Raw genomic sequence first — 25,237 nt, 5'->3', positions numbered from 1 at the left:
GTCGTGCTCGCACGGCCACCCCCGAGGAGGAGACCCGATGGCCACGCAACTGGGCGCGTTTATCGACCCCGATGTGATCGTTCTGCAAAGTGACGCCCGCACCAGCGAGGACGTCATCCGCCTGCTGGCCGCGAAGCTCGAAGCGCGCGGCTACGTGAAACCGAGTTACGCCGACGCCACCGTGGCGCGCGAGCGCGAGCTGCCCACCGGCCTCATGCTCGAAGGCGAGCACCATGTGGCCGTGCCGCATACGGACCCGCATCATGTGCTGCGCGCGGGTGTGGCCATTGCCACGCTGCGATCGCCGGTGGTGTTCGCGAACATGGAAGACCCCGACGAGAACGTGCCGGTACGCATTGTGTTCCTGCTCGCCATCAACAACAAAGACCAGCAGATCGAAACGCTGCAGGCGATCATCGCCACGATTCAGGACGCCGGCAAAGTCGAGCGGCTGACCGCCGCGACCACCCTGGACGAAGCGAAAGCCGTATTCGGTTAAATGGAGCGAGAAACATGAGCAAGATAAAGACGGTGCTCTTTGCCTGCGGCACGGGCGTGGCCACTTCCACGGCGGTGAACGTGGCGGTGACCGAAGAGATGAAACGGCGCGGGCTGACCTTCAACGCGCAACAGGCCAAGGCAACCGAAGTGCCTTCGCTGGCCGACAACGTCGATCTCATTGTGTCGACCACACCCATTTCCGGCTCGGTCACGAAGCCCGTGATCAAGGGATTGGCATTTCTTACCGGCGTGGGCAAAGCGAAGGTCTTCGATGAAATCGAAGCCGAACTCAGAAAATAAACGCCGGGAATAACGACCGAAAACAACGACCAAAAAACGCTTTCGGTTGAGCCGGACAAAAAACGCGCCTCGCACGGCGCGTTTTTTCTGGAGCGAGATTTTGCTCTCCATTCCGATTCATAAGCCGATTATCGAAGCGCGCAAACGTTAAAGCATCGTTTGCGCTGCGAATAATCGCTCGAACGCCGCGCGCGCGGCCTGAAAGCCCCGCCCGCCGGACTGTTGCGGCGAGGCTTCAGTCATGCAATAGCGATTGATCCGGCGCGCGGCAACCGATATAGTCGGCTCGAATCCAAAATCTAAATAGCATATTCGGGTCGTTCCGCCGATTTTCAGTAATCGATTAAATCGATTGCGCGGGACGCGTGCGCCTGCACGCCGCCTGTGGCTGCTGTGACGACGGCGGCCGATTTCCCCCTGTCATCTCCTCGATCATCATGGCGCTCGCACTCACCATCCGGCAGAAGCTCACACTTTCGTTCGGCATCCTGATCATTCTGGTGCTGGGTGTTTCAGGTTACTCGCTCTATGCGCTCGGCAGCGACAACGCGCGCTTCGAGGCGTTCGTCACGGGGGCGAACACGCGCGCGCAACTGGCGCAGCAGGTCCGCACGGCGGTGGACCGGCGTGCGATTTCGGCGCGCGATCTGCTGTTCGTCACGGCGGCGAGCGATATCGACGCGGAAAAAAGCAACGTCATGAAGGCCCACGCCAACGTGCATGAGCGGCTCGACAAGCTGCAGGCGCTCGTGAGCCAGTCCGCCGACGCGGACGCGGAAGAGCGCGAGCTGGTCGGACATATCGCCGACGTGGAAACGCAGTATGGCCCGGTGGCACTCGCCATCGTCAAGGCGGCACTAGAAGGGCGTCATGACGAGGCGGTCAAGCTCATCGACGAGCAATGCCGCCCGCTGCTCGCCAGGCTGATCGATGCCGCGAACGTGTATGAAACCTATGCGGAGCGCCGCGCACAAGCCAGCATCGACGCGGGCGGCGCGAAGTACGAGCGCGAGCGTGTGCTGCTGATCGCGTTGTGCGTGCTCTCGCTCGCCTGCGCGGCGCTCGCGGGCGCGCTTATCACGCGTGGCCTCATGCGCCAGCTTGGCGCGGAGCCGGCCGCGCTCGGCGCGGTATCGCAGCGCGTGGCCAGCGGCGATCTGCGGGTGATCGACGGCGCGGCGCATGCGCCCGCGGGCAGCGTGCTGCGTTCGATGGGCGACATGCAGGGCAGCCTCGTCGCGCTCGTGGGCCAGGTGCGCGACGCCGCCGGTTCGATCGCGAACGGCGCGCACGAGATTGCCTCGGGCAACGCCGATCTTTCGGCGCGCACGGAACAGCAGGCGGCGTCGTTGCAGGAGACGGCGTCGAGCATGGAAGAACTCACTTCGACCATTCGCATGAACGCGGGCCACGCGCAGCGCGTGAGCGCGATGGCGCTGGAGGCGTCGAGCATCGCCGGTCGCGGCAACGGCATGGTCGAGGAAATCGTGCGCACGATGGGCGACATCGACACGGGTTCGAACGAAGTGGCGGAGATCGTCGCAATCATCGACAGCATCGCGTTCCAGACCAATATTCTCGCGCTCAACGCGGCCGTGGAAGCCGCGCGTGCGGGCGAACAGGGCAAGGGCTTCGCTGTAGTCGCCACCGAAGTGCGCAGCCTCGCGCAGCGCTCGTCCACGGCCGCGAAGGAAATCAAAACGCTGATTCTCGCTTCGGTGGCGCGCGTGCGCGACGGCGTCACGCTCGCTAACCAGGCGGGCGCGACCATGACCGAAGTGACGCGCGCGATCGGTCAGGTCACGGACCTCGTGGGCGAGATCGCCACGGCGTCGAACGAACAACAGCGCGGCGTCGAGCAGGTCAACACGGCCGTCGCGCAGATGGACGCCGCGACGCAGCAAAACGCCGCACTGGTCGAGCAATCGGCGGCCGCTTCGCGCTCGCTCGCCGATCAGGGTGAACACCTGACCGGCGCGATTCGGGCGTTTCAGATCTGAACGTATGTGAAAGGCGCCGGGTTAAAAGAAGTGCTGCACGCCCACGCGCACCGAAGTCTGATTGCTGCTCGACGAAGGCGAGAGGGAGAGCAGTGCCGCCTGCGCGCCGCCGCCCGCGTGCTCGACCGTCAGCTCGGCGTAGAGCATGGTGCGCACCGAAAGATGGTAAAGATTCGAGAGGCCGGCCGCGGTGTATTGCTTGCCCGCGAACCACGTGCGATAGCCGCCCAGCAGCACCGTGTCGAACGGCGTGACGTTCCAGTCCACGCCTAGCTCCGTGGTGGTCGCGCGCGCGGAGTCGGTGTCGGTGGCGAGTTTCACCGTATCCACGACGGCATGAAACGCCCATTGCCGATTAGGCGTGTAAGTGCCGGCCACGCCGAAGATCTGCGTGTCGCGCGCCTTGAAAGTCACGCCGCCCGCGAGGTTCTGGCCGAGAAAGTTCGCGTAGCCGAGCGACGTGTTGAACGCGTACGACTTGTTGCGCGTGTCGCTGTACACGGCGCCCAGTTGCAGTGCCGACGACTTGTAGAGCAGCGCGCCGCCCACGTAGCGGCCTTGTCCCGTCGAACTGTCCGTGAAGCCGTACATGGCGCGTGCGGAGACCCCGTGCCACGGATTGCTCGCATACTTCACGCTGTTGTTCACCACCGTCACTGCGTCGTTGTCGACATTGGCGGGATGGTAGAGAAAGTAGTTGTACTGCACCGCGCCGTTGGCGTTCGGCAAGAGCACGTCGTCGGTGAGGTCCCACTGCTTGCCGAGCGTGAGTGTGCCCCAACGGTTGTCGGCAAGACCGACGAACGCCTTGCGGCTGAACAGCACGCCCGACGAAGCGAACGCACCGGTGTTCGAGAAGAAGCCGTTTTCCAGCTGAAAAATGGCTTTCGTGCCGCCGCCCAGATCTTCCGAGCCCTTGAACCCGAACTGATCCGGTACGCTGATCGGGCCCATCAGGGTTTGCGAACTGCCTTTCGCATTGGTGACGTAACCGATACCTTCGTCGATGCTGCCATACAGCGTCATGCTGGATTGCGCGAACGCGCTCGAAGCGTAAGTTCCCAGCAACGAAATAGTCAGGAATCCTGCGTGTAGCGTTTTCATGTGAGAAGCGTAGTCGTGTAGCGAAACGAATGGGAAGCGCCTGCAATCAGAACTTGGTGCGTATGCCCGCGATCACCTGCGTTTCGGATTGCGTGCTCGAAGCGGCGGTCGTCACGATCTGCGCATAGCGGGCGCTGCCGCCGGCGCGCTGCATCAGGCCAACCAGATAGAGGTCGGTGCGCTTGCTGAGAAAGTAGTCCACGCCCAGATTCACCTGGTTGTAGTGTGGCTTTTGCGCCGCCGACGACTCGCCGAATGTATAGATATACGCCGCGCCGATCTGCAGCGTGGGCGTGATCCAATGTGTGACCGACGCCTCCACGTTGTTGAGGCGCAGGCCCGTGCTGTCGAGATAATCGAACAGCACGTTCGTGTACGAAAGCGTGGCCTGTGCGAAGCCGAAGTCGTAGCCCGCGCCCACACCCAGAATGCGCTGCTTTGCGGCGTTGGCGCCGCCCGCGCTGGTGGCGAACGGCGAGGTGAACGCGTACGAATCGCCAATGGCGCCCGAGGTGTTGGTCGAAGCCGGGTGGTTGTATTGCGACATCGCCGCCGAGAAGCGGAACGGACCATGCCGATACGACACGCCGCCGCTGAAGGCACTGTTGTCGCTGAACGCGCCGGCCTCGTTCGAGAACGCGTATTGCCCCGCGAACGACAGCCCGGCGAAATCCGGCGAAGCGTAGCGCACCGCGTTCTGCAGTCGCAGCACGTTGAAGACGTTGTCGTTATCGCCCACGTGCGCGCCATAGGTCGCGAACTGCACGGCCGAGGAGGTCCAGTTGAGTTGCTGGGTCATCTCGTCGTACTGCCGCCCGAGCGTGAGTGTGCCGAGCTTCGGGTCCGTGAGGCCGACCCACGCCTGCCGCCCGAACAGGCGGCCGCCTTGCGCGGCGCTGCCCGTGGTGATCGAAAAACCGTTCTCCAGATCGAAGATGGCCGCGAGACCGCCGCCCAGCTCTTCGCGGCCCTTGAGGCCCCAGCGCGACGGTTGCTGCGGGCCGCTCGTCATCTGTGTGAGCGACTTGCCGCCCGCGTTCGACGAATAGCTGATGCCCACCGAAATCAGCCCGTACAGCGTGACGCTGCTTTGCGCGTGAGCGGGCGTTGCCGTCAGGCCGAGCGAAATCGTCAGACTGCTCAATAGAAAATAAGGATTCCTGATAGATAAAACGAAAGGTCGAAATTGTGATCTCATGCCGATTAAGGATAGGAAGGAAGAGGGGAGAAGCGCGAAGGCAAACGCGAACGCCAGCGGGGAAGTACGCGAGAAAATACGCGTCACGCCGGGCGCCGGAGCGAACCGGCGCCGCGGCGTGTCATGTCACGCGTTGCGCGGCCGGCACACGGCGATAGCGAGCGCGGCCACTAGCCCCGAGACCGCGAAGGCGACGAAGTTCAGGCGCACGTCCAGATGCGAGGACGCGAACCACGCGCCGAGCATCGGGCCGGCCATGGCGCCGACACGGCCGATGCCAACGGCCCAGCCCGTCGCGCTGGCGCGGGCGAACGGCCGGTAGAAGCTCGCGATGTAGCCGAGCTGCACCATGGCCACGCCGATGCTGCCGAGACCGGCCAGCGCGACGAGCACGTAGTTGGTGAGTTCGCTGCCCTTCACGGCGAGCCCGCAGATCGCCAGCGCACCGATCATGTAGCCGCCCACGATGGTTTTGCGCGGCCCGAGCCGGTCGCCCACGCGGCCGATCAGAATGCCGCCGATCGCCGAGGACAGCATGAAGATCGCGAGGAACGAGAGGCTGGAGCCGAGGTCGTAGCCGAGCTTGCGCATCAGTTGCGGCAACCACGTGCCAAGGCCGTAGATCACGAGCACGGCGGCGATCTGCGCGACCCAGAGGCACAGCGTCGACCATGCGTTGCCGTGCGAGAACACCTCGCGCAGCACCACGCCCAGCGAAGGCTTGGCAGTCGCTTCCGCGGGGACGCTGTCGAGCGAAGCCAGCGACAAACCGAGCCGCTGCGCGAGTTGATCGGCTTCGCGGCGCTTGCCGCTCGCCATGAGGTAGGCGAGCGACTCGGGCAGCATCTTCACGAGCAGCGGCAGGCCGAGCAGCGGCAACGCGCCTAGCGCCACCACGAAGCGCCAGCCATGCGAACCGAGAAACGCGATGCCGATCACGGCGGAGACCAGCGCGCCGATCGCGTAGCCCGAATACATGATGGCGAAGTTGAGATTGCGCCTGGCGGCCGGCGAATATTCGACCGTGAGTGCCGCCGCCGCGGAAATCACGCCGCCGAGCCCGAGCCCGCCAATAAAGCGCATCACGCTGAAGATAAACGGCGAAGGCGCGATGGCGGCGCCCAGCATGGAAAGCGAAAACAGCGTGACGCATGCAATCAGCAGACGTTTGCGGCCGATCAGGTCGGTGAGCACGCTGATGAAGTACGAGCCGAACAACGTGCCGAACAGCGCGGCGCTGCTCATCGCGCCCACTTCGATCGGCGTGAGTTTCCACACCGGGTCGGCGAGCATGGAGGGAACGATCGTGCCCATGACGCCGATGTCATAGCCTTCGGTCACGATCGTGAGGAAGCAAAGGGCCAGCACGCGGCGCGTGGTGCGCGCGGGCGGGTCGAGGGCGAGAGCGTGAGGACTTTCGGAGATGGCCGCCATGAGGATGACTTATTCGAACGAACTACCGGAAAAATCAGGCAAGCACGATGCCAGTTCTCTTGGGTGACCGTGTGGCGAAGGCCGTCATCTTCCGATGATAGAGCCTTGCTGCGGCTTGCCAGCCCGGCGCAGACAAAGGACGACCGTCTGCGCTCGAATAAAGAATGTCATTCCATTTTCGCTACGTCAAAGATTTCAAAATAAATTTGTGCGGGGTTCGGGAAAATCCTGGGGCGTAGCGTTGCGCCAATCTCACGTCGATGTCAGCTCGATATCGCGCTGGCGTTACTTCACGCCGTCATGCCGTCACGCGGACTCGCGCGGCGCCTCGCCCAGCAGCAGCGTGGTGGTGAGCGCGGTGATGCGCTGGATGTCGCGGTGATCGCCAATGCGCTGGTTGATCACGAAGCCGTCGAACGCCATCCAGATCACGTGCGCGAACAGGTCGCCGCCCAGCGCCGCGATGCGCTCCGCGGGCAGCGCGTCCTTGAGCAGTTGCGTGAGGAAATTCTCGACCGAGACCAGCAGGTTGTTGGGCTTGGCCAGGCCCGCGGGCGCGCTCGCGAGCGCGTCGATCAGCGAGTTCGCGAAGGCGTTGTCGGCGGCCGGAATGTCGCCCCAGATGCCCGCGAGAATGCGTTCGATCTTCTTGCGCGGGCCGTTCAGCAGCGCCACTTCGCTGCGCAACCGGTGCAGTTGCTCGATCAACCACGGCTCGTAGATCTCATAGAGGATCACGAGCTTGGAGTCGAAATAAACGTACAGATTGGCGACCGTGGTGCCCGCGAGGCGCGCGATTTCGGTCATCGTCGTGGCGGAATAGCCCTTTTCGCTGAAGGCGTTGAACGCGGCCGTCAAAATGGCTTCCCGCTTGACGGCTTTTTTGATTTGCGGCACTTGAAGGCTCTCTGATGGAAGGGCGGTGATCGGTTCGGGGCATTCTATCAAGCCGCCAGACCCGCTCCGGCGCGCGCTCCGGCTGCGGTTTGCGGCGCATTGCGCGCCCCGTTCGGCGGGCCGCCCGGTCCCGCGTCGAGCACGAGCGCCGCGATCAGCGAGGCAACCGCTTCCACGTCGCGAACGTCGCCGAGCCGCCGGTTGATGACGAAGCCGTCGAACGCCATCCAGATGAGGCGCGAGAGCATCGCTTCGTCGCCGCACAAGACGCGTGCGCCGTGCTCCATGCCGATGCATTCGCGCAGCAGCGCGCCCACCGCCACTTCCACCTCGTTCAGAAACGCACTCGACGGTTCGGCGCGCGCGGGCCGCTGCGCGAGACCGTCGATGAGCGCGTTGGCGAAGTTCGCGTCGGCGCCCGGAATGTCGTGCCACAAGCCCACCAGCAAACGCCGCAGCCGGGCGTGCGTGCCGTGCTGCGCCCGCACTTGCGCGCCCAGCGCGTCGAGTTGCGCGCGCAGCCACGGGCGATACACCTCGTAGAGGATCGCGAGTTTCGAGTCGAAATACACGTACAGATTCGCGGCCGTCATACCGGCGGCCGCCGCGATCTGCGCCATCTTCGTCGCCGTGAAGCCCTGCGCCTGAAAGAGCGCCAGCGCGGCCTGCGCGATCTGCTCCCGTTTCCCGCGATTCATGGTTTCGCTCCCGTTCGCCACGACGCGCCAATGTCGCGCGCCATCACGAAATCGACAAAAGGTCTTGACGGACAAATTTTTCCAAAACAGAATACCATTCATTATTAAACGATGTTCGTTTTTGAGGTGATGCCATCGTGTCCACGACCTTGCTGTCCCCCGAAGTCCCCGCACCGGCAGGCACGCTGACCGGCCGTTATCCCGAGCTGGGCTCCGGCCCGATCCCGGTCGAGCCGTATATCTCGCCGGAGTACTACGAGCGCGAGAAGGAACACATCTTCAAGAAGACGTGGCTGCACGTTGGCCGCGTGGAGGAGATCCCGAAGGCGGGCGATTACTTCGTGAAAGACCTTGCCGCGTGCGATACGTCGATCATCGTGGTGCGTAACCGGCAGGGCGAGATTCGCGCGATGCACAACGTCTGTGCGCACCGCATGAACGAGATCGTCTACGACAAGTGCGGCAATACCCGCAAGTTCTTCTGCAAGTTTCACGGCTGGGCCTACGACCTCGACGGCAAGCTCACCGGCGTGCCCGACGAAAAGTGCTTCTTCGGGCTCGACCGCGAGCAGTTCGGCTTGTCGCGCGTGGCGTGCGAGGTGTGGGAAGGCTTTATCTTCGTGAACATGGACCCGAATCCGGCCGTGTCGCTCGCCGACTATATGAAGCCGATGTTCGGCGACATCGAAGGCTTTCCGTTCGACAAGCTCACGGCGGGCTTCGGCTGGCAGACAGTGGTGAACTGCAACTGGAAGCTCGCGCTCGACGCGTTCCAGGAGGCGTATCACGTGGCGTACGTGCACGGCAACTCGATCGCCGACGCCATCGACAAGACCGGCGACGAAAGCATGCCGCCCCTCGACGCGCTGTGCGGCGAGTTTCACCGCCGGCTCTCGCTGGCGGGCAACCAGAAGTCGGTGTACGGCAACCCGAAGGCCGTGACCGAGGGCGGCGCGGCCGCGCAGAACGCGTTGTCGGAGCAAGGCCAGAAGCGCCCGATCGCGGCCGCCGCGCTGCGCGCGGGGATTGGCAGCGCGAAGCACGCGTTCCCGATGGACGCGCTGCCCGCCGGCGTGAACTGGACTCAAAGCCCGAACTGGCTGTTCGACATGAACATCGTGTTCCCGGACTTCTATGTGTCGCTGCGCCCGAACTATTGCCAGGCGTACAACTTCCGGCCGATCTCGCACAACCAGACGCTCGTGGACGCGCGCGTGTATTACCCCGAAATGACGACGCCGGGCGGCCGCTTCTTCCTCGAATACATGAAGGTCGCGCTGCGCGACGTGCTGCTCGAAGACTTCAGCACGCTCGAACGCACGCAGCGCGCGGCCGAAACCGGCGCGAAGAAGTTCATGGTGCTGCAGGACAACGAACTGCTGGTGCGCCACGCGTATCACGTGGTCGAACGCATGCTGGCGCAAGGCGCGGCCAGCGCCGCGTAACGAAACATCGAGGAAGCGAACATGAGTACCGGTAATTTCACGCAGACGATCACCTTCATCGGCGAAAAAGCGATCGGCAAGACAACGCCGGCGGCGCGCACCTTGCCCGCGGGTTTCGAATCGCTCGCGCCGTTCGTGGCGACGTGGGCGCTCGAAACCGAAACGGCGCGCAACGCGCAGCGCCATGCCGTGGGCATGGAAGCGATTCTCGCGTTTCGCGACGCGATCCTGCCGCAGGTGGACGACGTGGTCGGTTATCTGAACGGCTATGCGCTCGCGACGCTAGCGGAGCATCCCGAAGCGATGACGCTGATGTATCTGCTGCTCTCGCTCGCCGAGATCGCGCCCGCGATCGAGTTCTACAACCAGCCGGCCGTGATCGACGGTTACGACTCCGCGCGCTTTCGCGCCGACGAGTCGTTCGTGATGCGCCCGTTGCCGTAAGCGCCCGCCCTGATCCGAAGGAGAGAAATATGGCGAAATGCCGCGTGTTTGGCATCGATCACGGCTTGAAGACCGTGGTCGAAAACGGCCTCTACATGAAGACGATGATTGGCGAGACGATGAGCGTGGCCGTCATCAAGTTCGTCGAGCAGGAAGGGACGAATCTGCCTGCGAAAGCGCACGATCACGGCGAGGAAGCGTCGCTGCAGGTGCTCGGCTCGTGCTCGATATTCGAGGTGCGTCCGGATACGCCCGACGTCGAGCGTACGCTCGCGCAAGGCGACGCGATGATCATTCCCGCCGGGCTCAGCCACTACGGCAAGAACCGTTACGGCGCGGAAGGCGTGAGCATGCGGCTGAACGTGGTGTCGCCGGCGCGCGCGGAATACGCCGCGCAGGACGATACGCCGTACTACCCGCTCGCCAATCGATCGTAAGGAAAGCGAATGAATTCCCAGGCTGAGGTAACGACGGGCGGCATCGCGCAGTGCACCAACGTGGCGGCGGGCGAGCGCTGGCGCGATCCGCGGGCGGCGAGTCAGACGCTGCGCACGGAAGGCGCGTTGCTCACCACCGAATTCGCGGTGTTCGCGCCGCACGAAGTGCGCGACGAAGCGGCGGATGCGCGCGGCGAGGAAGTCGTCGCGATTCTCGAAGGCGAGTTCGATGTCGACGCGGCGGGCGAGCATTACCGGCTCGTTGCGGGCGAGGCGATCCTGATCCCGCCGCGCGAGCCGCGCCGCTTTACGTGCCTCGGCGCGAAGGGCGTGCTGTATCGCGCCGGCACGAGCGTGTGAGGTCGAGTCATGAATCAAGAGCCATCGCAAACCGGTGACGCGCTGCATGTCGTGGTGGTCGGCGCGGGTCATGCGGGCGGACGCGTGGTGCAGCAACTCGTTTCGCTGGGTTTCGCGGGACGCATCACGCTGATCGGCGACGAGCGTCACCCGCCGTACGAACGGCCCGCGCTTTCGAAGGAATGGCTGACGTGCGAAGCCGAACCGCAGATCGCCACGTCGCCCATCGTGCTCGCGCCCGCGGCGTTCTGGGAGCCTTCGGCGTTGCGCGATGCGCGGGTCGAGCGCCTGCACGAACGCGTAGTGGCGCTCGATGCCGCGCAACGCGTGCTCACGCTGGCCAACGGCGCGGAGGTGCCGTTCGATCGTCTTGTCGTGGCCACGGGCGGCGCGCCGCGCGACGGCGCGATTCCCGGCGCGAACCTGCCGGGCGTGCACGTACTGCGTACCGTCGACGACAGTCTCGCGCTGCGCCGTGCAATGCGCGAAAGCCGCGGTCTCGTGATCGTGGGCGCGGGCGTGATCGGCATGGAAGTGGCGTCGTCGGCGCTCGATCTGGGCGTGCCTGTCACGGTGCTGGAAGCGGGCGAGCGCGTGCTCGCGCGCTGCCTGCCGCCGGCGATGTCGGCGTGGCTGCTGCGCGAGCATCGTGCGCGCGGCGTGCGCGTGGAGCTGGGCGTGGGCGTCGAGGCGATAGAGGAAGCGGAAGCGGCGGAAGCGTCGCCAGGCCGTTACGCCGTGCGCTGCAAACCGCTCGCGCCGGAAAACGTCGCCAGCGAAGCGTTCGACCTCGCCGCCGACACCGTGCTGATCGCCATCGGCGTGGACTGCGCGCCGGCGTTTCTCGCGGGCACGGGGCTCGCCGGCCGGCAAGGCGTCGACGTCGACGAAACCTGCCGCAGTCCCGCCGCGCCGTGGCTCTACGCCGTGGGCGACGTCGCGCACGTACTCGACAGCACGGGCGAGCGTGGCGGCTTGCGCCAGGAAACGTGGCGTAACGCCGAGAACCAGGCGCTCGCGGTCGCGCAGGCCATCGTCGGGCGCGCGCAGCCGTATCGCGAAACGCCGTGGATGTGGACCGACCAGCTCGGCAACAACATTCAGGTGGTCGGCCAGCCCGACGCGCGCGATGAAGTCGTGCTGCGCGGCGAGCCCGGCGCCGGACCGTGCGCGGCGCTGAGCGTGCGCGACGGCCGCGTGGTCGCGGGCGTGCTCGTAAACGCGGGCCGCGAGCGGCGCTTCCTCGAAAAGCTCGTGGCGAGCGCCGCGCCCGTGGATCTCGCGCGGCTCGCCGACCCGCGCATCCCGCTCAAGGAGTTGGCCGCATGAACGTCGTGTCGATGGGAATGGCGAACGCGCGCGCGCAGGACGACACGCTGGAAGCGCGCGTCGAACGCCTCGAAGCGATCGAGTCGATCCGCGCGCTCAAAGCGCACTACGGCGCGCTCGCGGACGCCAAGTACAGCGGCGATTACCGCAAGCTCGAAGGCGAGGCACTCGCCGACATCGCCCGTCAGCAAGCCGCCTGTTTCACCGAAGACGCTGTGTGGGCGGGCGGCAACGGCTTCGGCGGCGATCTCGTCGGGCGCGCGGCCATCGAGCGCTGGTTTCTGGCCTCGCCGTGGCGCTTCGCGATGCATTACTACGTGAGCGCGTCCTTGAACGTGGACGTGCCGCGCGGCGAAGCGCAGGCCAACTGGCGTCTGACGCAGATCGCCCTGCGCGAAGGCGCCAACGCGAATGCCGATGAGAACGCCGATGAGAACGCAAGCGCAGGCGCGGTCTGGCTCGGCGCCGTGACGACCGAGCACTATCGGCGCGAAGCGAGCGGCCAGTGGCGGATTCACTACATGAAATTCGAAACGCTCCACATGATGACGCTGGCCGACGGCCCTTTGCCGATCGCCGGTAATTTCGCGGATCTCGACGCGTTACGCGCCGCCCGCACCGAGGACAACCAGTCATGACCGAAGTCATTGCGTCGCCGTGCGCGACTCACACCGATGCGTGCTGCGGCAGCGCCGCGCTCGACATTGCCGAACACGCGTGCGAGGTGCTGCAAAACACGCCCGTGAACGCCGAGTACCGGCACATGATCGTCGCCGCGCCCGCCGGCGCCGCGGGCGCGCAGCCGGGCCAGTTCTTCCATCTCGCGTGCCCGCCGGGCGCGTCGGGCACGTCGTTCCTGCGCCGGCCGATGAGCGTCTACGGCGCCGATTCCGCCGCGCGCACCGTCGAGTTTCTCTACAAGGTGCAGGGCACGGGCACGCAAGGCCTGGCCACGCTGCAACCCGGCGACACGCTCGATGCGCTCGGGCCGCTCGGGCGCGGTTTCGCCTTGCCCGCGGGCACGCGCCACGTGCTGCTGGTCGCGCGCGGCGTGGGTCTCGCCACGCTATCGCCGCTCGCCGCCCATGCGATCGCGCAGGGCGCGCGCGTGACGGCCGTATTGAGCGCGCGCAGCCCGGCGCTGGTGATGTCGGCCGAGCGCCTGCGCGAAGTGGGCGCGGCCGTGCATATCGTCACCGACGAAGACGGCAGCAGCGACCCCGCGCGCCTCGAAGCGCAGCTCGAGGCGCTGCACGCGCAAACGCCGTTCGACTTTCTTTCCACCTGCGGCTCGAACCGCTTGCTGATGCTGCTGCAAAAGCTCGGCAAAACGTGGCGGGTGGCGGGCCAGACCGCCATCGAGCAGCACATGGGCTGCGGCATCGGTTCGTGCTACGCGTGCGTGCGCCCGTTCCGCGAACGCGCGGATTCCGACCGTCTGACCTTCCGGCGCGTGTGCTGGGACGGCCCCGTCTTCGACTTGCAGGAAACGACATCATGGTAGATCTGAGCGTCAAGGTGGGCGGACTCACGCTCGCCAATCCCGTCATGCCCGCCTCGGGCACCTTCGCCGACGGCAACGCGCGCGTGTTCGATCTCAACTGTCTCGGCGCGATCGTCACCAAGACGATCACCGCCGATATCCGCGAAGGCGTGCCGCCGCCGCGCGTCGCCGAATTCAAGGACGCCACGCTGTTCTCGATCGGCATTCCGAGCAAGGGCGCGGACTACTACGTCAACACCACGGTGCCGTTTTATCAACGCTATACGCCGCCCATCGTCGGCAGTATTTCGGCGAATTCGGCGGCCGAATTCGGCGAGCTGGCGGCGCGCCTCGGCGCGAGCGGCATCGCGGCGATCGAGGCCAACGTGTCGTGCCCGAACCTGAAGAAGAACGGCAAGGCGTTCGGCATGGACCCGGAAGCCACGTATCAGGTGGTGAGCGCGATGAAGTCGAGCACGCGTATTCCCGTGTGGGTCAAGATGACGCCGAACGCGGGCAACATGGTCGAAGTCGCGCTCGCCGCGCAGGCCGCCGGCGCCGACGCGCTCGTGTGCAGCAACGCGATTCTCGCCATGGCGATCGACGTGAAGACGTTCAAGCCGCGCGTGGCGAACGTGATGGGCGGCCTGACCGGCGCGGCCACCAAGCCCATTCTCCTGCGCATGGCGTACCAATGCGCCGAAGCGGTGGAGATTCCCGTGATCGGCTGCGGCGGCATCGGTTCGGCCGAAGACGCCATCGAGTTCATGCTCGCGGGCTGCACGGCGGTGCAGGTCGGCACGGCCAACTTCATCACGCCCACCGCCATGCCGCGCGTGATCGACGGCATGCGCGCGTTCTGCGAGGAACGCGGCATTGCGCGCGTCGCGGATCTGATCGGCGCGATGAAGCGTCACGAAGTCGTCAATTTGCAAAAGGACTACGCGCTATGAAAGTCATTCCGATTGCCGCCGTGTGCGGCCGCACCGTGCAGGCGGCCGCTTGTGCGAGCGATGCCGTGGCCGCCAGTAGCGGCGCGGTCGCCGCGAACGCCGGTTCCGCGGCGTGGCATCTGATCGGCGCGCTCGACGCGTGCTTCGGCGAGAACGACTGTCTCGGCGTTACGATCGACGCCGTGAAAGTGGGCCTCTTTCGTGTCGATGGCGAAATCCACGCGCTCGACGACATCTGCACGCACGGCAACGCGCTCCTGAGCGAAGGGTTTCTCGACGGCCACGAGATCGAGTGTCCGCTGCATGCGGGTCTCGTCGACGTGCGCACGGGCAAGGGCACGACCGCGCCCATCGTGCGCGACACGCGCCGCCATGACGTGCGTGTGGACGATGGCAACCTCTACGTGCGCTTGAGCCGCTGAAAACGATGGCTTCCTTACCGACTGAAACGCCCCGCGGCGCCATGCCGAAGATTGCCGTGATCGGCACGGGCGGCACGTTCGCCATGCACGCGCGCGGCCCGTTCGACTGGATCGAGTATTCGGAAAGCGGCGTGGTGCATCCCATCGACACGTTGCTCGCCACGCTCGGCGAACTCGCCCCCGACGTCGAACTCTTGCCCGTGACGTTTCGCAGCCTCGGCAGCGTGGCGATTCAACCCGCCGACTGGGTCGAACTCGCGCGCCTGATCCAGCGCACGGCGCTCGCGGACCCGTCCATCACGGGCTTCGTGGTCACGCACGGCACGGCCACGCTCGAGGAAACGGCGTGGTTCCTGCAACTCGTGCACGACGTTCCCCAGCCGGTGATCGTCACCGGTGCGCAGCGGCCCGCCAACACCGCGGGCAGCGACGTGCCCGCGAATCTGCGCGGCGCGATCGCGGCGGCGCGCGACCCGCAAAGCGCCGCGCACGGCGTGCTCGTGGCCATGGACGGCTGGCTGTTTTCGCCGCGTGACGTGACCAAGGCGGCGAGCTTCGAGCTGAATGCGTTCGAGGCGCCGGGTTACGGGCCGCTCGCGCGCATCGAACCGGACTCGCGCATCAGTTGGCGGCGCGGCGCGAGCGCGAAAATTGGCGCGAGCGGCGAGAGCGGCACCGCGTGGTTCTCGCGCGCGTTGCTCGAACCGGGGGCGCCATTCGAACTGCCGCGCGTGGATATCGTCATGTCCTACGCGGGCGCCGATGGCGCGGCGATCGACGCGCTCGTGGCCGCGGGCACGGCGGGCATCGTCAGCGCGGGACTCGTGCCGGGGCGTCCGGCGGCGGGAGAAGCGGCCGCGTACCGCAAGGCCGTGGAAGCGGGCGTGGTGGTCGTGCAGTCGAGCCGCGCGGCACGCGGCGTGGTGCCGCCGCAGGCGTTTCTCGCGCGCGAGGGGGTGATCGCCGGCGGCGACCTAGCGCCGCACAAGCTGCGCATCGCGCTCATGCTCGCGCTGACTTCGGCCGCCGCGCAGTCCGACGATCCAGCGCTGCGGCGCGAATCCATTCAAACTATCCTGCTGGCGTTGTGAACGCCGCGGCAAAGGAGGCCATTCGCATCATGCAGTTCTCATACCTCGTGACCTGGGTGCACACGGACCCGGCAGCGCGCATTTCGGCCGCCGAACTGGAGCGCATTGCCGCTATTGTCGAGACCACGCCCGCGCTGCGCCGTTCGCGTCTCTACACGCCCGAATCCGCCGACGACTTCTACACGCAGGACGGCCCCTCGCCGATCTTCGCGATACAGCTCGACTACGACACGGTGTTCGATCTCGAGGCGCCCATCGCGCAGGGCGGCCATCTGCAGGCACTCGCCACGGCCAGTTTGCCCAGCCTCGCGGGTTGCCGCGTGGAACAGCAGGCCATGCTGCGCCGGCCGTTCCCGGTTGCCGATGCGCAGGCGCGCGTGCCCGCGGGCGCACTGCCGTGTCAATTCCTCGTGCATTACCCCGGCCATGCGCTCGATTTCGACGAGTGGATCAATTACTACCTCACGCATCATCCGCAGATCATGTTCGACTTTCCGGGCGTGCGCGAGATCGAGATTTTCACGCGCATCGACTGGCTCGACGCGATGCCGTGGCCGCGCGTGCATTACATGCAGCGCAACAAGCTGATGTTCGACAGCGCGCAGGCGATTACCGAGGCGATGCACTCGCCGGTGCGTCACGCCATGCGTCAGGACTTCGAACGATTCCCGCCGTTCAAGGGCAGCAATATCCATCATCCGATGGCGACGCGCACGAAGGTGTTCGCGTAACGCGGGCCGCGTTTCACCCACGAACGGGGGCAGGTATGAGCATCGGTTTCGGTCATCTCGCGCGCATCGGTCATCTGTATCCGTCGGGCGGCTTATGCGACTTCGAGATTCAGGCGATGGCGCCCGAGGGCGTGCAGTTCCTCACCACGCGCCTGCCGTTTCGCGACACGTCGATCGAGTCCGACCGTACGCTGATCGACGATATCGAACAGCACGCGCAACTGCTCGCCGACGCGCGGGTCGACCTGATCGCGACGAACTGCACGGCGGCCGGCGTGGTGAACGGCGTCGAGGCAATCAATGCCCGCGTGCGGGCCGCGACGAACATCGGCGCCGTCACGACAATTGAAGCCGTGCTCGCCGCCTGCGAGGCGCTGGGCGCGACCAGGCTCGGTCTGGTTACGGCCTACGGCGCGCACGTGGTGGCGGCGGAGCAGACGTTTTTCGCGCAGCGCGGCTTGCACGTCGTGGCCGAAGCGAGCCGCGCGTGCGGCACGCCGTTCGAGCAGGGCACGTTGCCGCCCGAGGTGTGGTTCGACCTCGCCACGCGCCTGCCGCGCGAATACGACGCCGTGTTGATCAGTTGCGCGGGCATTCGCGTGAGCGGCGTGATCGAGCCGATCGAAAAAGCCGTGGGAAAGCCGGTGATCACGAGCAACGCCGCGCTGCTGTGGTACTGCCTGCGCAAGCTGGGCATTCGCGCGCCGTCGCTGGGGTTCGGCACGTTGCTGGGCGAGTGAAGAAGCAAAGCCGCGCAGGAGAATTCTCGGCCGGCGTGGAATTGCTACTAACGGTCAAGCCCGCGCGGCGCCTCCGGATCGGCGAAAACCCGTCCGCTCACGCATCGTCGAAAAGCGCCACGCAAGCGGCGCCTGCGTATCACACGGCGCCGCGGTCCTTAGCGCGTCGGCGCCTATCCTTCGATCGATTCCTTCGTGGCCGTCATGGCCGATGCCCGCGACAATTCGCGTGTCCACATCGAACCAGGGAGTGCCGATCCGCCATGACACGAGATCTGTTGCTGCTGCTCGAACCCGGTTTCGCCGATCCGGCGTTTCCGGGCGAACGTTTCATCTGTCCGCATGGCGCGCCGATCGAAGGCCTGCTCGCGAGCGCGCCCGAACGCGTCGCGCGGCTCGACGTGAAGCGCGTGCCGTTCGCGCGCCCGCGGCCCGCGGTGATCGAGGTGCTGGACGAGGCGCATCAGGGCTTGCCCGTGCTCGTGCTCGGCGACGAACATCCGTTGCCCGAAGGCGCGCGGACGCTCGGCGGCGTTCACTACGTGGACGACGCGCCGCGCATTCTCGCGCTACTGGCCGAGCGCCACGGGTTTCCGAAAGTGCATTGAGGCCGTGCCGGCGGCAGGGCGCTGCCGCGCGGCAGCGCTCAGCGTTCCACGAGTTGCCGCACTTTCGCCGTGAGCGTTTCGAGCGCGAACGGTTTCGTCAGCAGTTGCATGCCCGGTTCGAGTTGATCGTTGCCGATCACCGAACTCTCCGCGTAGCCGGTGATGAACAGCACGCGCAGGTCGGGCCGCGTCTGGCGTCCCGCGTCGGCCATCTGGCGGCCGTTCATGCCGCCGGGCAGGCCCACGTCGCTGATCAGCAGGTCGATGCGCACGTCCGAGCGCAGCACCTTCAGGCCCGCCGCGCTGTCGTTCGCTTCGATCACCGTATAGCCGAGTTCCTCGAGCACGTGCGACACCAGTACGCGCACGCTCGGTTCGTCGTCCACGACGAGCACGGTTTCGCCCGCGCTCGTGCCCGTGATCGGGCCGTCCGGCGCAGCGAGCGGCACCGGGCTCGCCTCGCCGCGATAGCGCGGCAGCAGGATGCGCGCCGTGGTGCCGTGGCCCGGCGTGGATTGCAGTTTCGCCTGGCCGCCCGACTGTTGCGCGAAGCCGTAGATCATCGAGAGCCCGAGCCCCGTGCCCATGCCGATCGGCTTGGTCGTGAAGAACGGATCGAAGGCTTTGGCGATGACGTCGGGCGTCATGCCGGTGCCGGTATCGGTGACGCTCAGCGAGAGGTACGGGCCGTCGGGCAGATCGTGCTGCTTCGCGGCCTCGCCTTCGAGCCATTCGTTGGCCGTTTCGATCGTGATGCGGCCGCCGTCCGGCATGGCGTCGCGCGCGTTGATGCAGAGGTTCAGCAGCGCGTTTTCGAGTTGGCCGGGATCGACCAGCGCGGGCCAGAGATCGGCCGCGCCCACGGCTTCCACGACGATGGCCGGCCCGACCGTGCGCTGCACGAGGTCGGTCATGCCGTTCACCAGCGCGTTGACGTCGGTCGGGCGCGGGTCGAGCGTCTGGCGGCGCGAGAACGCGAGCAGGCGGTGCGTGAGGGCGGCGGCGCGGCGCACGGCCTCCTGCGCGGCCATCACGTACTTTTCGAAGTCGGCGAGACGGCCCTGGCTCAGGCGCATGGAGAGCACCTGCAGCCAGCCCGAAATGCCGGCCAGCAGGTTGTTGAAGTCGTGCGCGAGGCCGCCCGTGAGCTGGCCCACGGCTTCCATTTTCTGCGCCTGGCGCAGTTGTTCCTCGGCGCGCATCAGTTCGGCCGTGCGCGCCGCCACGCGTTGCTCCAGCGTGTCGTTGAGCGCGCGCAGCGAGGCGGCCGCGCGATCGCGCTCGGCTTCCATCGCGCGGCGCGGTTCGATGTCGAGCAGCACGCCCGGAAAGCGCAGCGGCGTGCCGTCCACGCCGAGATCCACGCGGCCGTTGGCCTGAATCCAGTAATAGCGGCCGTCGGCGCGGCGCACGCGGTATTGATGCGCGTACTGGCCGCCATGGTCGAGCACGGCGTTGATCGCGACCTTGAGGTCGGCGCGGTCGTCGGGGTGGACGTTATCGAATGCGTCGCCGATCCGCAGGTTGCCGCGATCCAGCGATGGGTCGATACCGAAGGCCTGCACGAACGCGTCGTCCACGCTCAGGCGGTCGTTGGGAATGTCCCAGAGCCAGGTGCCGAGAATCGCGCCCGCGTCGAGCGCGAGTTGCACGCGTTCGATGTTGCGCCGCGCGAGCGCTTCGCTGGCGCGCAAGGCGGCTTCGGCTTTCTTGCGCGCTTCGATGTCGCGGAACAGCACCGAGACGCGCCGGAGGCTGGCCGGCTCGACGCGCGTGGCCGAGACTTCGATATGGCGTTCCGCACTCACGAAATACTGCTCGAAACGCGCGGGCCTGCCGGTGCGCAGCACTTCGCCGTACAGCGCGGCCCACTGGTCCGAGGCTTCGCCGGGCTCGATCTCGCGCAGCGTCTTGCCCACCACGTTCGGAATGCCGCTGTGGCGCTCGTAGCCGGAATTCGCCTCGACATGCACGTAGTCGCCGAGCGGTCCGTGCGGGCCGTCGATGAATTCGATCACGCAGAAGCCGTCGTCGATGGCGTTGAACAGCGTGCCGTAGCGGCCGCGTTCGGCCTCGGCGGATTGCGCCGCGAAGCGGCCCTCGAGCAGCGCCATGGCCTGGCGCGCGAGGGCGCGCAGCGCGTCCTGCTGGGTCGCGTCGAGGCTGCGCGGCGTGCGGTCGAGCACCGCGATCGCGCCGATTGCCACGCCGTCGCCGGTCGTGATGGGCGCGCCCGCGTAGAAGCGCCACGGCGCGGTATCGGCGAGAAAGGGCAGGCCGTGCGGATCGGCGAACTGGAACACGTCGCCGTCGAGCAGGGTCGCGGCGGCGTTGTCGGCGAGCCGCAGCTCGCGCGCGCCCACGCCGCGTTCGGCCTTGAGGAACAGGTGGCCGCCGGCGAAAAAACTCACCAGCGCGGCGCTCGTCCGGCAAACGGTCGCGGCGAGGCCGGCGAGGTCGTCGAACGCCGTTTCGGGCGGCGTGTCGAGAATGGCGTAGCGCGTGAGGGCCGCGGCGCGGCGGCGGTCAGGGCCGAGGGAAATGGTCATCCGGCGAAGGCAGGTTCATGGTGGCGAGGTGCCGATGCCGCGCGCGAGCGTGTCGCGCAACGGCCAAGACCGACATTTTCGCACTGTTTGCGCGGTCGAACAGCGCGCGTGCTGCAACGCGCGCGCGCTGCGCGTCAGGCCGTCTCCACGCAGGCGTCTTCCCAGCCCTTGAGCCAGAGTTCCAGCTTGGCGGGCGGCAGCGGGCGGCTCAGGTGATAGCCCTGCACGAGATCGCAGCGCAGCGTGCGCAGGCGCGTCATCAATTCCTCGTCCTCCACGCCTTCGGCAACCACCTTCAGGCCCATGTTGTGGCCGAGGTCGATGGTCGAGCGCACGATGGTTTCGTCGTCCTTGTGATGTTGCATGCCCATCACGAACGACTTGTCGATCTTCAGTTCGTCCACCGGCATACGCTTGAGGTACGACAGCGAGGAGTAGCCCGTGCCGAAGTCGTCGATGGACAGGCGAATGCCGAGCGCGTGCAGCCGGTCGAGCGTTTCGATCGCGTGATTCGGGTCGTCCATGATCGCGCTTTCGGTGATCTCGATCCAGATCCACGCGGGCGGCACGCCGTGCTTTTCGAGCAGCGACATGAACATTTCCGGCAGCGACGAGTGAATCAGCTCGCGCGCGGACACGTTGACCGACACCTCCAGGTCGATGCCTTGCGCGCGCCAGGCGGCGCATTGCTCGATGGCCTTGTCGGCGACCCAGCGCGTGATGGTCTTGATATAGCCGGTCTGCTCGGCGAACGGAATGAACTGATCGGGCGCGACGAAGCCGCGCGTGGGATGTTCCCAGCGCACCAGCGCTTCCACGTATTTCACGCGATGCGTGGAGAGATCGACCTTCGGCTGATAGTAGAGCGTGAGCTGGTCGTGCTCCACGGCCTGGCGCAGCTCGCTCATCAGCGAAAGGCGCTCGGCGCTGCTGTGATCGTGGCGCTCGTCGTAGGGCGTGAAGCCGAGATTCGAACGTTTCGCCACGTACATGGCGATGTCGGCGCGGCGCAGCAGCACGTTCATGTCGGTGCCGTGCTCGGGCAGCGTGACGATGCCGATGCTCGCGCCCACGTCCACGAGCTGGCCTTCGATCGTGATCGGTTGCTCGAGCGTGCGCAGGATGCGCGTGGCGATCAGGCGCGCGGCGTCGAGATTATCGGTCGGCAGCAGCACGGCGAATTCGTCGCCGCCGAGGCGCGCCACGGTGTCGGTCTCGCGATGCAGCGCGCCGCGCAGGCGCTTGCCCACTTCGCACAGCAGCATGTCGCCGATCGGGTGGCCCAGCGAGTCGTTCACGTACTTGAAGCGGTCGAGGTCCATCATCATCACGGCGAGCGGCGTGCCGTTGCGCCGCGCGGCCGCGACCGCCTGCTGGAGGCGGTCGTTGAACAGCGCGCGATTGGGCAGGCCGGTCAGCCCGTCCATGTACGCGAGTTCGGTGATACGCCGCTCGCGCTCCGCGATGCCGTCCTGCATGCGATTGAACGCGTGCGCGAGCTGGCCGAGTTCGTCGCGTTTGGTGATCTTGAGCGGCTCCGCGTAATCGCCTTCGCCGATACGCTGCGAGAACTCGGTGAGCGCCGCGAGCGGGCGCGTGACGGAACGCGCGGTGAGCACGCTGCCGATGATCGAAACCAGCACGCCGAGCACGGTGATGACCACGAGCGTGGTCTGCAACCGGTGATACGGTTCGAGCGCTTCGTGCAGCGAGCGCTGCAGCAGCACCGCCACCGTGCGGCCTTCCGAATGCAGCCGCACGAGCCGCGTGACGTAGCCCTGGTCGGCGAGTTGCTGCTGATTCTTGAGCGCGCCGCGCGCCCCGTCGGGCAGCGAACTCGCGAGCACGTGCCAGCCGCCCGCGCTGTTCACCGCGAGGAACGAGATGTCGAGCGAGGTGAGCGAACTCATTTCGCGCGCGAGGTTGTCGTCGATGGCGAACCCCATCACCACCCACGCGATCGTGATGGGCGCCTTCACGGGCACCGCCACGAGCTGATACGGCTTGCCGGCGATCATGCCGAACGAGGACGCGTCGCCCTTGCGCGCGACCGAGCGGATCAGGTTCGGGAACGGAAACGCCTCGCCTTCGTGGCCCACGCCGCTGCTGTCGGCGATGAGCTTGTTGTCGAGGTCGACGAGCATGACCACGTCGGCGTGAATGCGGTCGCCGTGATTCTGCAACGCGGAGACGACCGTCTTGTTGTCGTGCGTGGCCACGGCCTGGCGAAAGCCGAAGTCGGCGGCGGCCACGCTCGCGGCTTGCGTCAACTGTTCGCTGTTGCTGCGCAACACCTGCTCGAACACGCGCTCGGCCACGGCGATCTGCTCGGCCGCGCCGCGGTGCGCGTTGTTCACGATGACCGAATTGATGACGACATACGCCGCAGCCTGCGCAACCAGCATCAGGACCACGAAGACGAGCGCGATGCGCGCACGCAGGCTGTGAAGGCGCATGACGAACACTCCTAATCGGCGGGCTTCAGTTGCATGGCGAAGCGCGCGGCGCTGTCGGCGCTCACGGTCAGCTTCTGCGTGGGTTGCGCGTTCGCGTCCGACTGCCGGTAGCTCCAGGCGACCAGCCTGTACGCGTCGGGCGGCAGGTTGGCGAGCGTGGCCGTGCCTTTCGCGTCCGTTTTGGCGAACCACGGGGTATCGACGATCAACAGGTAAGCCACCATGTTGTCGTGGATATTGCAGCCCATCACCACGAGGCCGGGCTTGTCGAACACCACCGGCTTGGCCGGAACGCCGTGATACAGGTTCAGCTCGAAACGCTTGGGCGACGAGAACGAGTACACGTCGTGCTCGATGTTGTCCTTGTTCGGGAAGCTGACCGAGGCGCCCGTCTGCACGACGCTCACGAGCGGCACGAATTCGCGCTTCACCTGGTCGATCACGGCGGGCGCGGGTTTGGTCGCGGGCAGCTTGCCGCTCACCGGCACCGCGTAGATCACGGCGTCGCTCACGGGCGCGCCGGCCTGGTCGACCACCTGCACCTGCACGTTCGCGGCGTGCGCGACGCCCGCCGAGAACGCGAGCGCGCCGAGAAGAACGGAAAGAGAACGCATGGCAACAGACATCTTCATGGTGATTTACTCGCGGTCCTGAATGTCGCGATACATGGGCGCGAGCTTGGCCAGCAGCTTGTTCTGCGCATGGAATGGCACGCCGTTCCTGTCCATGGCGGATTGCAGGTCCTCGACCAGCGCGTCGAAGGCCGCGCGGTCGATGGCGTGCCCTTCGTGCGAGCGCTTCATGGTGCGGCCCGTGTACACGCACGGTCCGCCGAGCAGCACGCACAGCTGCTCGACCAGCTTGGTCTTGATGCGCTTGATGGGCGCGTTTTCGAAGTAGGGCGCGGTGCGCGGGTCGGCGAGCAGCGTGTCGTAGAAGTCGTCGACGATCTTCGTGAGACCGGGCTGTTCGCCGAACTGGCGATACAGCGCGTCGTCGGCGCGCGCGTCGGCGCTCACGAACGCGGTGCTCATGCACGCGGCGATCAGGGAGGCCGCAAGAGCGGCGTGGCGCAGCTTCATCATCAGAACCCCGCTTGCAGCGAGGCATACACGCCGCGCTGGCTTCGGAAAGTGGCGATATCGCCGAGCGACAGATACGCGAGCGTCAGCGAGACATGCTTGTTGGGCGCCCACGCAACGAAGGCGTCGTAGGCGTTTTGTTCGCGCGCGAACGACAGGTTGTCCGGTTTGGTGCGGTATTCCGCGCCGAGCGCGACGTTCTTCGAGAGCAGATACGCCACCGACGACTCGAACTCCGGGTGATACGCATTCGACTTGTCGCCGCCGAAGCCGAGCAGGCCGAACTGGTTCGCCTTGGTGAAGCGCAGCGTGGCGTTCAGCAGGATGCTTTGCGCGAGCAGCAGCTTGGTCGCCGAGACATAGAAGTCGGTGCCCGAATTGCTCGCGGCGCCCACCGCCTTGACGATGTCGCCCTGCTCGTTGTGCTTGAACTGAATGCCCGCCGCGATCTGCGGCACCCACGTGTCCTGGTCGAGCACCGCCTCGCCGAGCACGCGCACCTTCACGCCCACGATGTCCTGATAGAAGCGGAAATTTTGACCGAGGCCGAGCTTGGCGCCGGCATCGCGCGTGTCGAAGCTCTGGCGGGCCACGGAGAACTCCACGCGATTGGCCACGCCGAGGGTCGCGCCATACGTGTCGAGCGCGAAATCCTGGGTGTGCACGTAGGTGCCGTGCACGTTGCCGCCGACCTGCTGGGCCGTGTCGTAGCCGCCGATGACGGCCCACGGCGTGAGGCCGCCGCCCGCCGCGCCTTCGACTTCCGACACGCCGCCGGTCAGCAGCAGCTTGCCGCCGGTGAGCGGCACGACGGGCGGTTCGTCGGCGTGGGCGCCGGACGAGAGGGCAACGAGGGCGGCCGAGACCACGCCCGCGAGGCTCGTGGTGGAGCGAATCAAACGCATGGGTGAAAGGGCACTCAAAAAGCGGTAGATCGAATCCCTTCCGGCGTGGGGAGTGCCTCGTACGACGACG

At 66.3% G+C, this 25,237-nt stretch carries 26 protein-coding genes; 16 read left to right on the top strand and 10 right to left on the bottom strand.

From position 1 onward, the window contains the following. The first annotated feature begins 37 nt into the window (after window positions 1-37). From FAZ98_RS23305 to FAZ98_RS23295, 3 genes are all read left to right on the top strand, one after another. Window positions 38-499: a PTS sugar transporter subunit IIA gene (locus FAZ98_RS23305; protein ID WP_158954499.1), complete on the top strand. Its 462-nt coding sequence runs from the start codon at window positions 38-40 to the stop codon at window positions 497-499. A gap of 14 nt (window positions 500-513) precedes the next feature. After that, on the top strand, window positions 514-801 hold the full coding sequence (locus tag FAZ98_RS23300) for a PTS sugar transporter subunit IIB (RefSeq protein WP_158954497.1): 288 nt from the start codon (window positions 514-516) through the stop codon (window positions 799-801). 437 nt (window positions 802-1,238) lie between these two features. Continuing rightward, the gene (locus tag FAZ98_RS23295; protein WP_158954495.1) at window positions 1,239-2,801 is read left to right on the top strand and encodes a methyl-accepting chemotaxis protein; all 1,563 of its coding nucleotides are present in this window, start codon (window positions 1,239-1,241) and stop codon (window positions 2,799-2,801) included. 21 nt (window positions 2,802-2,822) lie between these two features. On the opposite strand, the gene FAZ98_RS23290 is transcribed toward FAZ98_RS23295, so the two are convergent. The 5 genes from FAZ98_RS23290 to FAZ98_RS23270 form a co-directional block, all read right to left on the bottom strand. Continuing rightward, window positions 2,823-3,905: a porin gene (locus tag FAZ98_RS23290; protein WP_158954493.1), complete on the bottom strand. Its 1,083-nt coding sequence runs from the start codon at window positions 3,903-3,905 to the stop codon at window positions 2,823-2,825. A gap of 46 nt (window positions 3,906-3,951) precedes the next feature. Further along, window positions 3,952-5,049: a porin gene (locus FAZ98_RS23285; protein WP_233272894.1), complete on the bottom strand. Its 1,098-nt coding sequence runs from the start codon at window positions 5,047-5,049 to the stop codon at window positions 3,952-3,954. Between the two features lie 180 nt (window positions 5,050-5,229). Continuing rightward, window positions 5,230-6,537 (bottom strand): MFS transporter, encoded by a 1,308-nt coding sequence (locus tag FAZ98_RS23280; protein ID WP_158954489.1) that lies wholly within the window; start codon window positions 6,535-6,537, stop codon window positions 5,230-5,232. Window positions 6,538-6,843: 306 nt separating this feature from the next. After that, on the bottom strand, window positions 6,844-7,434 hold the full coding sequence (locus tag FAZ98_RS23275) for a TetR/AcrR family transcriptional regulator (RefSeq protein WP_158954488.1): 591 nt from the start codon (window positions 7,432-7,434) through the stop codon (window positions 6,844-6,846). A 47-nt stretch (window positions 7,435-7,481) separates the two neighbouring features. Continuing rightward, entirely contained in the window at window positions 7,482-8,132 is a 651-nt protein-coding gene (locus FAZ98_RS23270) for a TetR/AcrR family transcriptional regulator (protein ID WP_158954486.1), read from the bottom strand. A 137-nt stretch (window positions 8,133-8,269) separates the two neighbouring features. Between FAZ98_RS23270 and FAZ98_RS23265 the strand changes: the two genes are divergently transcribed. The 13 genes from FAZ98_RS23265 (at window position 8,270) to FAZ98_RS23205 (ending at window position 18,175) form a co-directional block, all read left to right on the top strand. Next, window positions 8,270-9,577 carry an aromatic ring-hydroxylating oxygenase subunit alpha gene (locus FAZ98_RS23265; protein ID WP_233272893.1) on the top strand — a complete coding sequence of 436 codons (1,308 nt, stop codon included), beginning with the start codon at window positions 8,270-8,272 and terminating at the stop codon, window positions 9,575-9,577. 21 nt (window positions 9,578-9,598) lie between these two features. Then, the gene (locus FAZ98_RS23260) at window positions 9,599-10,021 is read left to right on the top strand and encodes a hypothetical protein (protein ID WP_233272892.1); all 423 of its coding nucleotides are present in this window, start codon (window positions 9,599-9,601) and stop codon (window positions 10,019-10,021) included. 29 nt (window positions 10,022-10,050) lie between these two features. After that, on the top strand, window positions 10,051-10,458 hold the full coding sequence (locus FAZ98_RS23255) for a cupin domain-containing protein (protein ID WP_158954484.1): 408 nt from the start codon (window positions 10,051-10,053) through the stop codon (window positions 10,456-10,458). 9 nt (window positions 10,459-10,467) lie between these two features. Continuing rightward, window positions 10,468-10,818, top strand: a complete 351-nt coding sequence (locus tag FAZ98_RS23250) for a cupin domain-containing protein (RefSeq protein WP_158954482.1) — start codon at window positions 10,468-10,470, stop codon at window positions 10,816-10,818. Window positions 10,819-10,827: 9 nt separating this feature from the next. Continuing rightward, on the top strand, window positions 10,828-12,147 hold the full coding sequence (locus tag FAZ98_RS23245) for an NAD(P)/FAD-dependent oxidoreductase (protein ID WP_158954480.1): 1,320 nt from the start codon (window positions 10,828-10,830) through the stop codon (window positions 12,145-12,147). Continuing rightward, complete coding sequence (locus tag FAZ98_RS23240; protein ID WP_158954478.1) at window positions 12,144-12,785, top strand: nuclear transport factor 2 family protein; 642 nt, start codon at window positions 12,144-12,146, stop codon at window positions 12,783-12,785. Before FAZ98_RS23245 ends, FAZ98_RS23240 begins: the two co-directional genes overlap by 4 nt. Further along, window positions 12,782-13,651: a dihydroorotate dehydrogenase electron transfer subunit gene (locus tag FAZ98_RS23235; protein ID WP_158954476.1), complete on the top strand. Its 870-nt coding sequence runs from the start codon at window positions 12,782-12,784 to the stop codon at window positions 13,649-13,651. Before FAZ98_RS23240 ends, FAZ98_RS23235 begins: the two co-directional genes overlap by 4 nt. Continuing rightward, window positions 13,645-14,583: a dihydroorotate dehydrogenase gene (locus tag FAZ98_RS23230; protein WP_158954474.1), complete on the top strand. Its 939-nt coding sequence runs from the start codon at window positions 13,645-13,647 to the stop codon at window positions 14,581-14,583. The genes FAZ98_RS23235 and FAZ98_RS23230 overlap by 7 nt, the downstream gene beginning before the upstream one ends. Beyond that, entirely contained in the window at window positions 14,580-15,005 is a 426-nt protein-coding gene (locus tag FAZ98_RS23225) for a non-heme iron oxygenase ferredoxin subunit (RefSeq protein WP_158954472.1), read from the top strand. The genes FAZ98_RS23230 and FAZ98_RS23225 overlap by 4 nt, the downstream gene beginning before the upstream one ends. A gap of 41 nt (window positions 15,006-15,046) precedes the next feature. Then, window positions 15,047-16,096 carry an asparaginase gene (locus FAZ98_RS23220; protein ID WP_233272891.1) on the top strand — a complete coding sequence of 350 codons (1,050 nt, stop codon included), beginning with the start codon at window positions 15,047-15,049 and terminating at the stop codon, window positions 16,094-16,096. Between the two features lie 29 nt (window positions 16,097-16,125). After that, window positions 16,126-16,827, top strand: coding sequence for a hypothetical protein (locus FAZ98_RS23215; RefSeq protein ID WP_158954468.1), 702 nt, complete (start codon window positions 16,126-16,128; stop codon window positions 16,825-16,827). 35 nt (window positions 16,828-16,862) lie between these two features. Next, entirely contained in the window at window positions 16,863-17,567 is a 705-nt protein-coding gene (locus FAZ98_RS23210; RefSeq protein WP_158954466.1) for a maleate cis-trans isomerase family protein, read from the top strand. Window positions 17,568-17,830: 263 nt separating this feature from the next. Continuing rightward, window positions 17,831-18,175 carry a DUF3088 domain-containing protein gene (locus tag FAZ98_RS23205; RefSeq protein ID WP_158954464.1) on the top strand — a complete coding sequence of 115 codons (345 nt, stop codon included), beginning with the start codon at window positions 17,831-17,833 and terminating at the stop codon, window positions 18,173-18,175. 38 nt (window positions 18,176-18,213) lie between these two features. Here the strand turns inward: FAZ98_RS23205 and FAZ98_RS23200 are convergent, their stop codons facing one another. From FAZ98_RS23200 to FAZ98_RS23180, 5 genes are all read right to left on the bottom strand, one after another. Beyond that, entirely contained in the window at window positions 18,214-20,724 is a 2,511-nt protein-coding gene (locus tag FAZ98_RS23200) for an ATP-binding protein (RefSeq protein ID WP_158954462.1), read from the bottom strand. A gap of 134 nt (window positions 20,725-20,858) precedes the next feature. Next, window positions 20,859-23,180: a putative bifunctional diguanylate cyclase/phosphodiesterase gene (locus FAZ98_RS23195; RefSeq protein WP_158954460.1), complete on the bottom strand. Its 2,322-nt coding sequence runs from the start codon at window positions 23,178-23,180 to the stop codon at window positions 20,859-20,861. Window positions 23,181-23,191: 11 nt separating this feature from the next. Beyond that, a complete protein-coding gene (locus tag FAZ98_RS23190) occupies window positions 23,192-23,812 on the bottom strand; it encodes a methylamine utilization protein (RefSeq protein ID WP_233272890.1) in 621 nt (206 codons plus the stop codon). 6 nt (window positions 23,813-23,818) lie between these two features. Beyond that, the gene (locus FAZ98_RS23185; protein WP_233272889.1) at window positions 23,819-24,214 is read right to left on the bottom strand and encodes a group I truncated hemoglobin; all 396 of its coding nucleotides are present in this window, start codon (window positions 24,212-24,214) and stop codon (window positions 23,819-23,821) included. 50 nt (window positions 24,215-24,264) lie between these two features. Next, window positions 24,265-25,167 (bottom strand): DUF3034 family protein, encoded by a 903-nt coding sequence (locus tag FAZ98_RS23180; RefSeq protein ID WP_158954458.1) that lies wholly within the window; start codon window positions 25,165-25,167, stop codon window positions 24,265-24,267. Between the last annotated feature and the right edge of the window lie 70 nt (window positions 25,168-25,237).

Source organism: Paraburkholderia acidisoli (assembly GCF_009789675.1).
GTDB classification, from domain to species: domain Bacteria; phylum Pseudomonadota; class Gammaproteobacteria; order Burkholderiales; family Burkholderiaceae; genus Paraburkholderia; species Paraburkholderia acidisoli.
The sequence above is the reverse complement of the archived record's forward strand: the minus strand, read 5'-3'. Positions and strand labels throughout refer to the sequence as shown.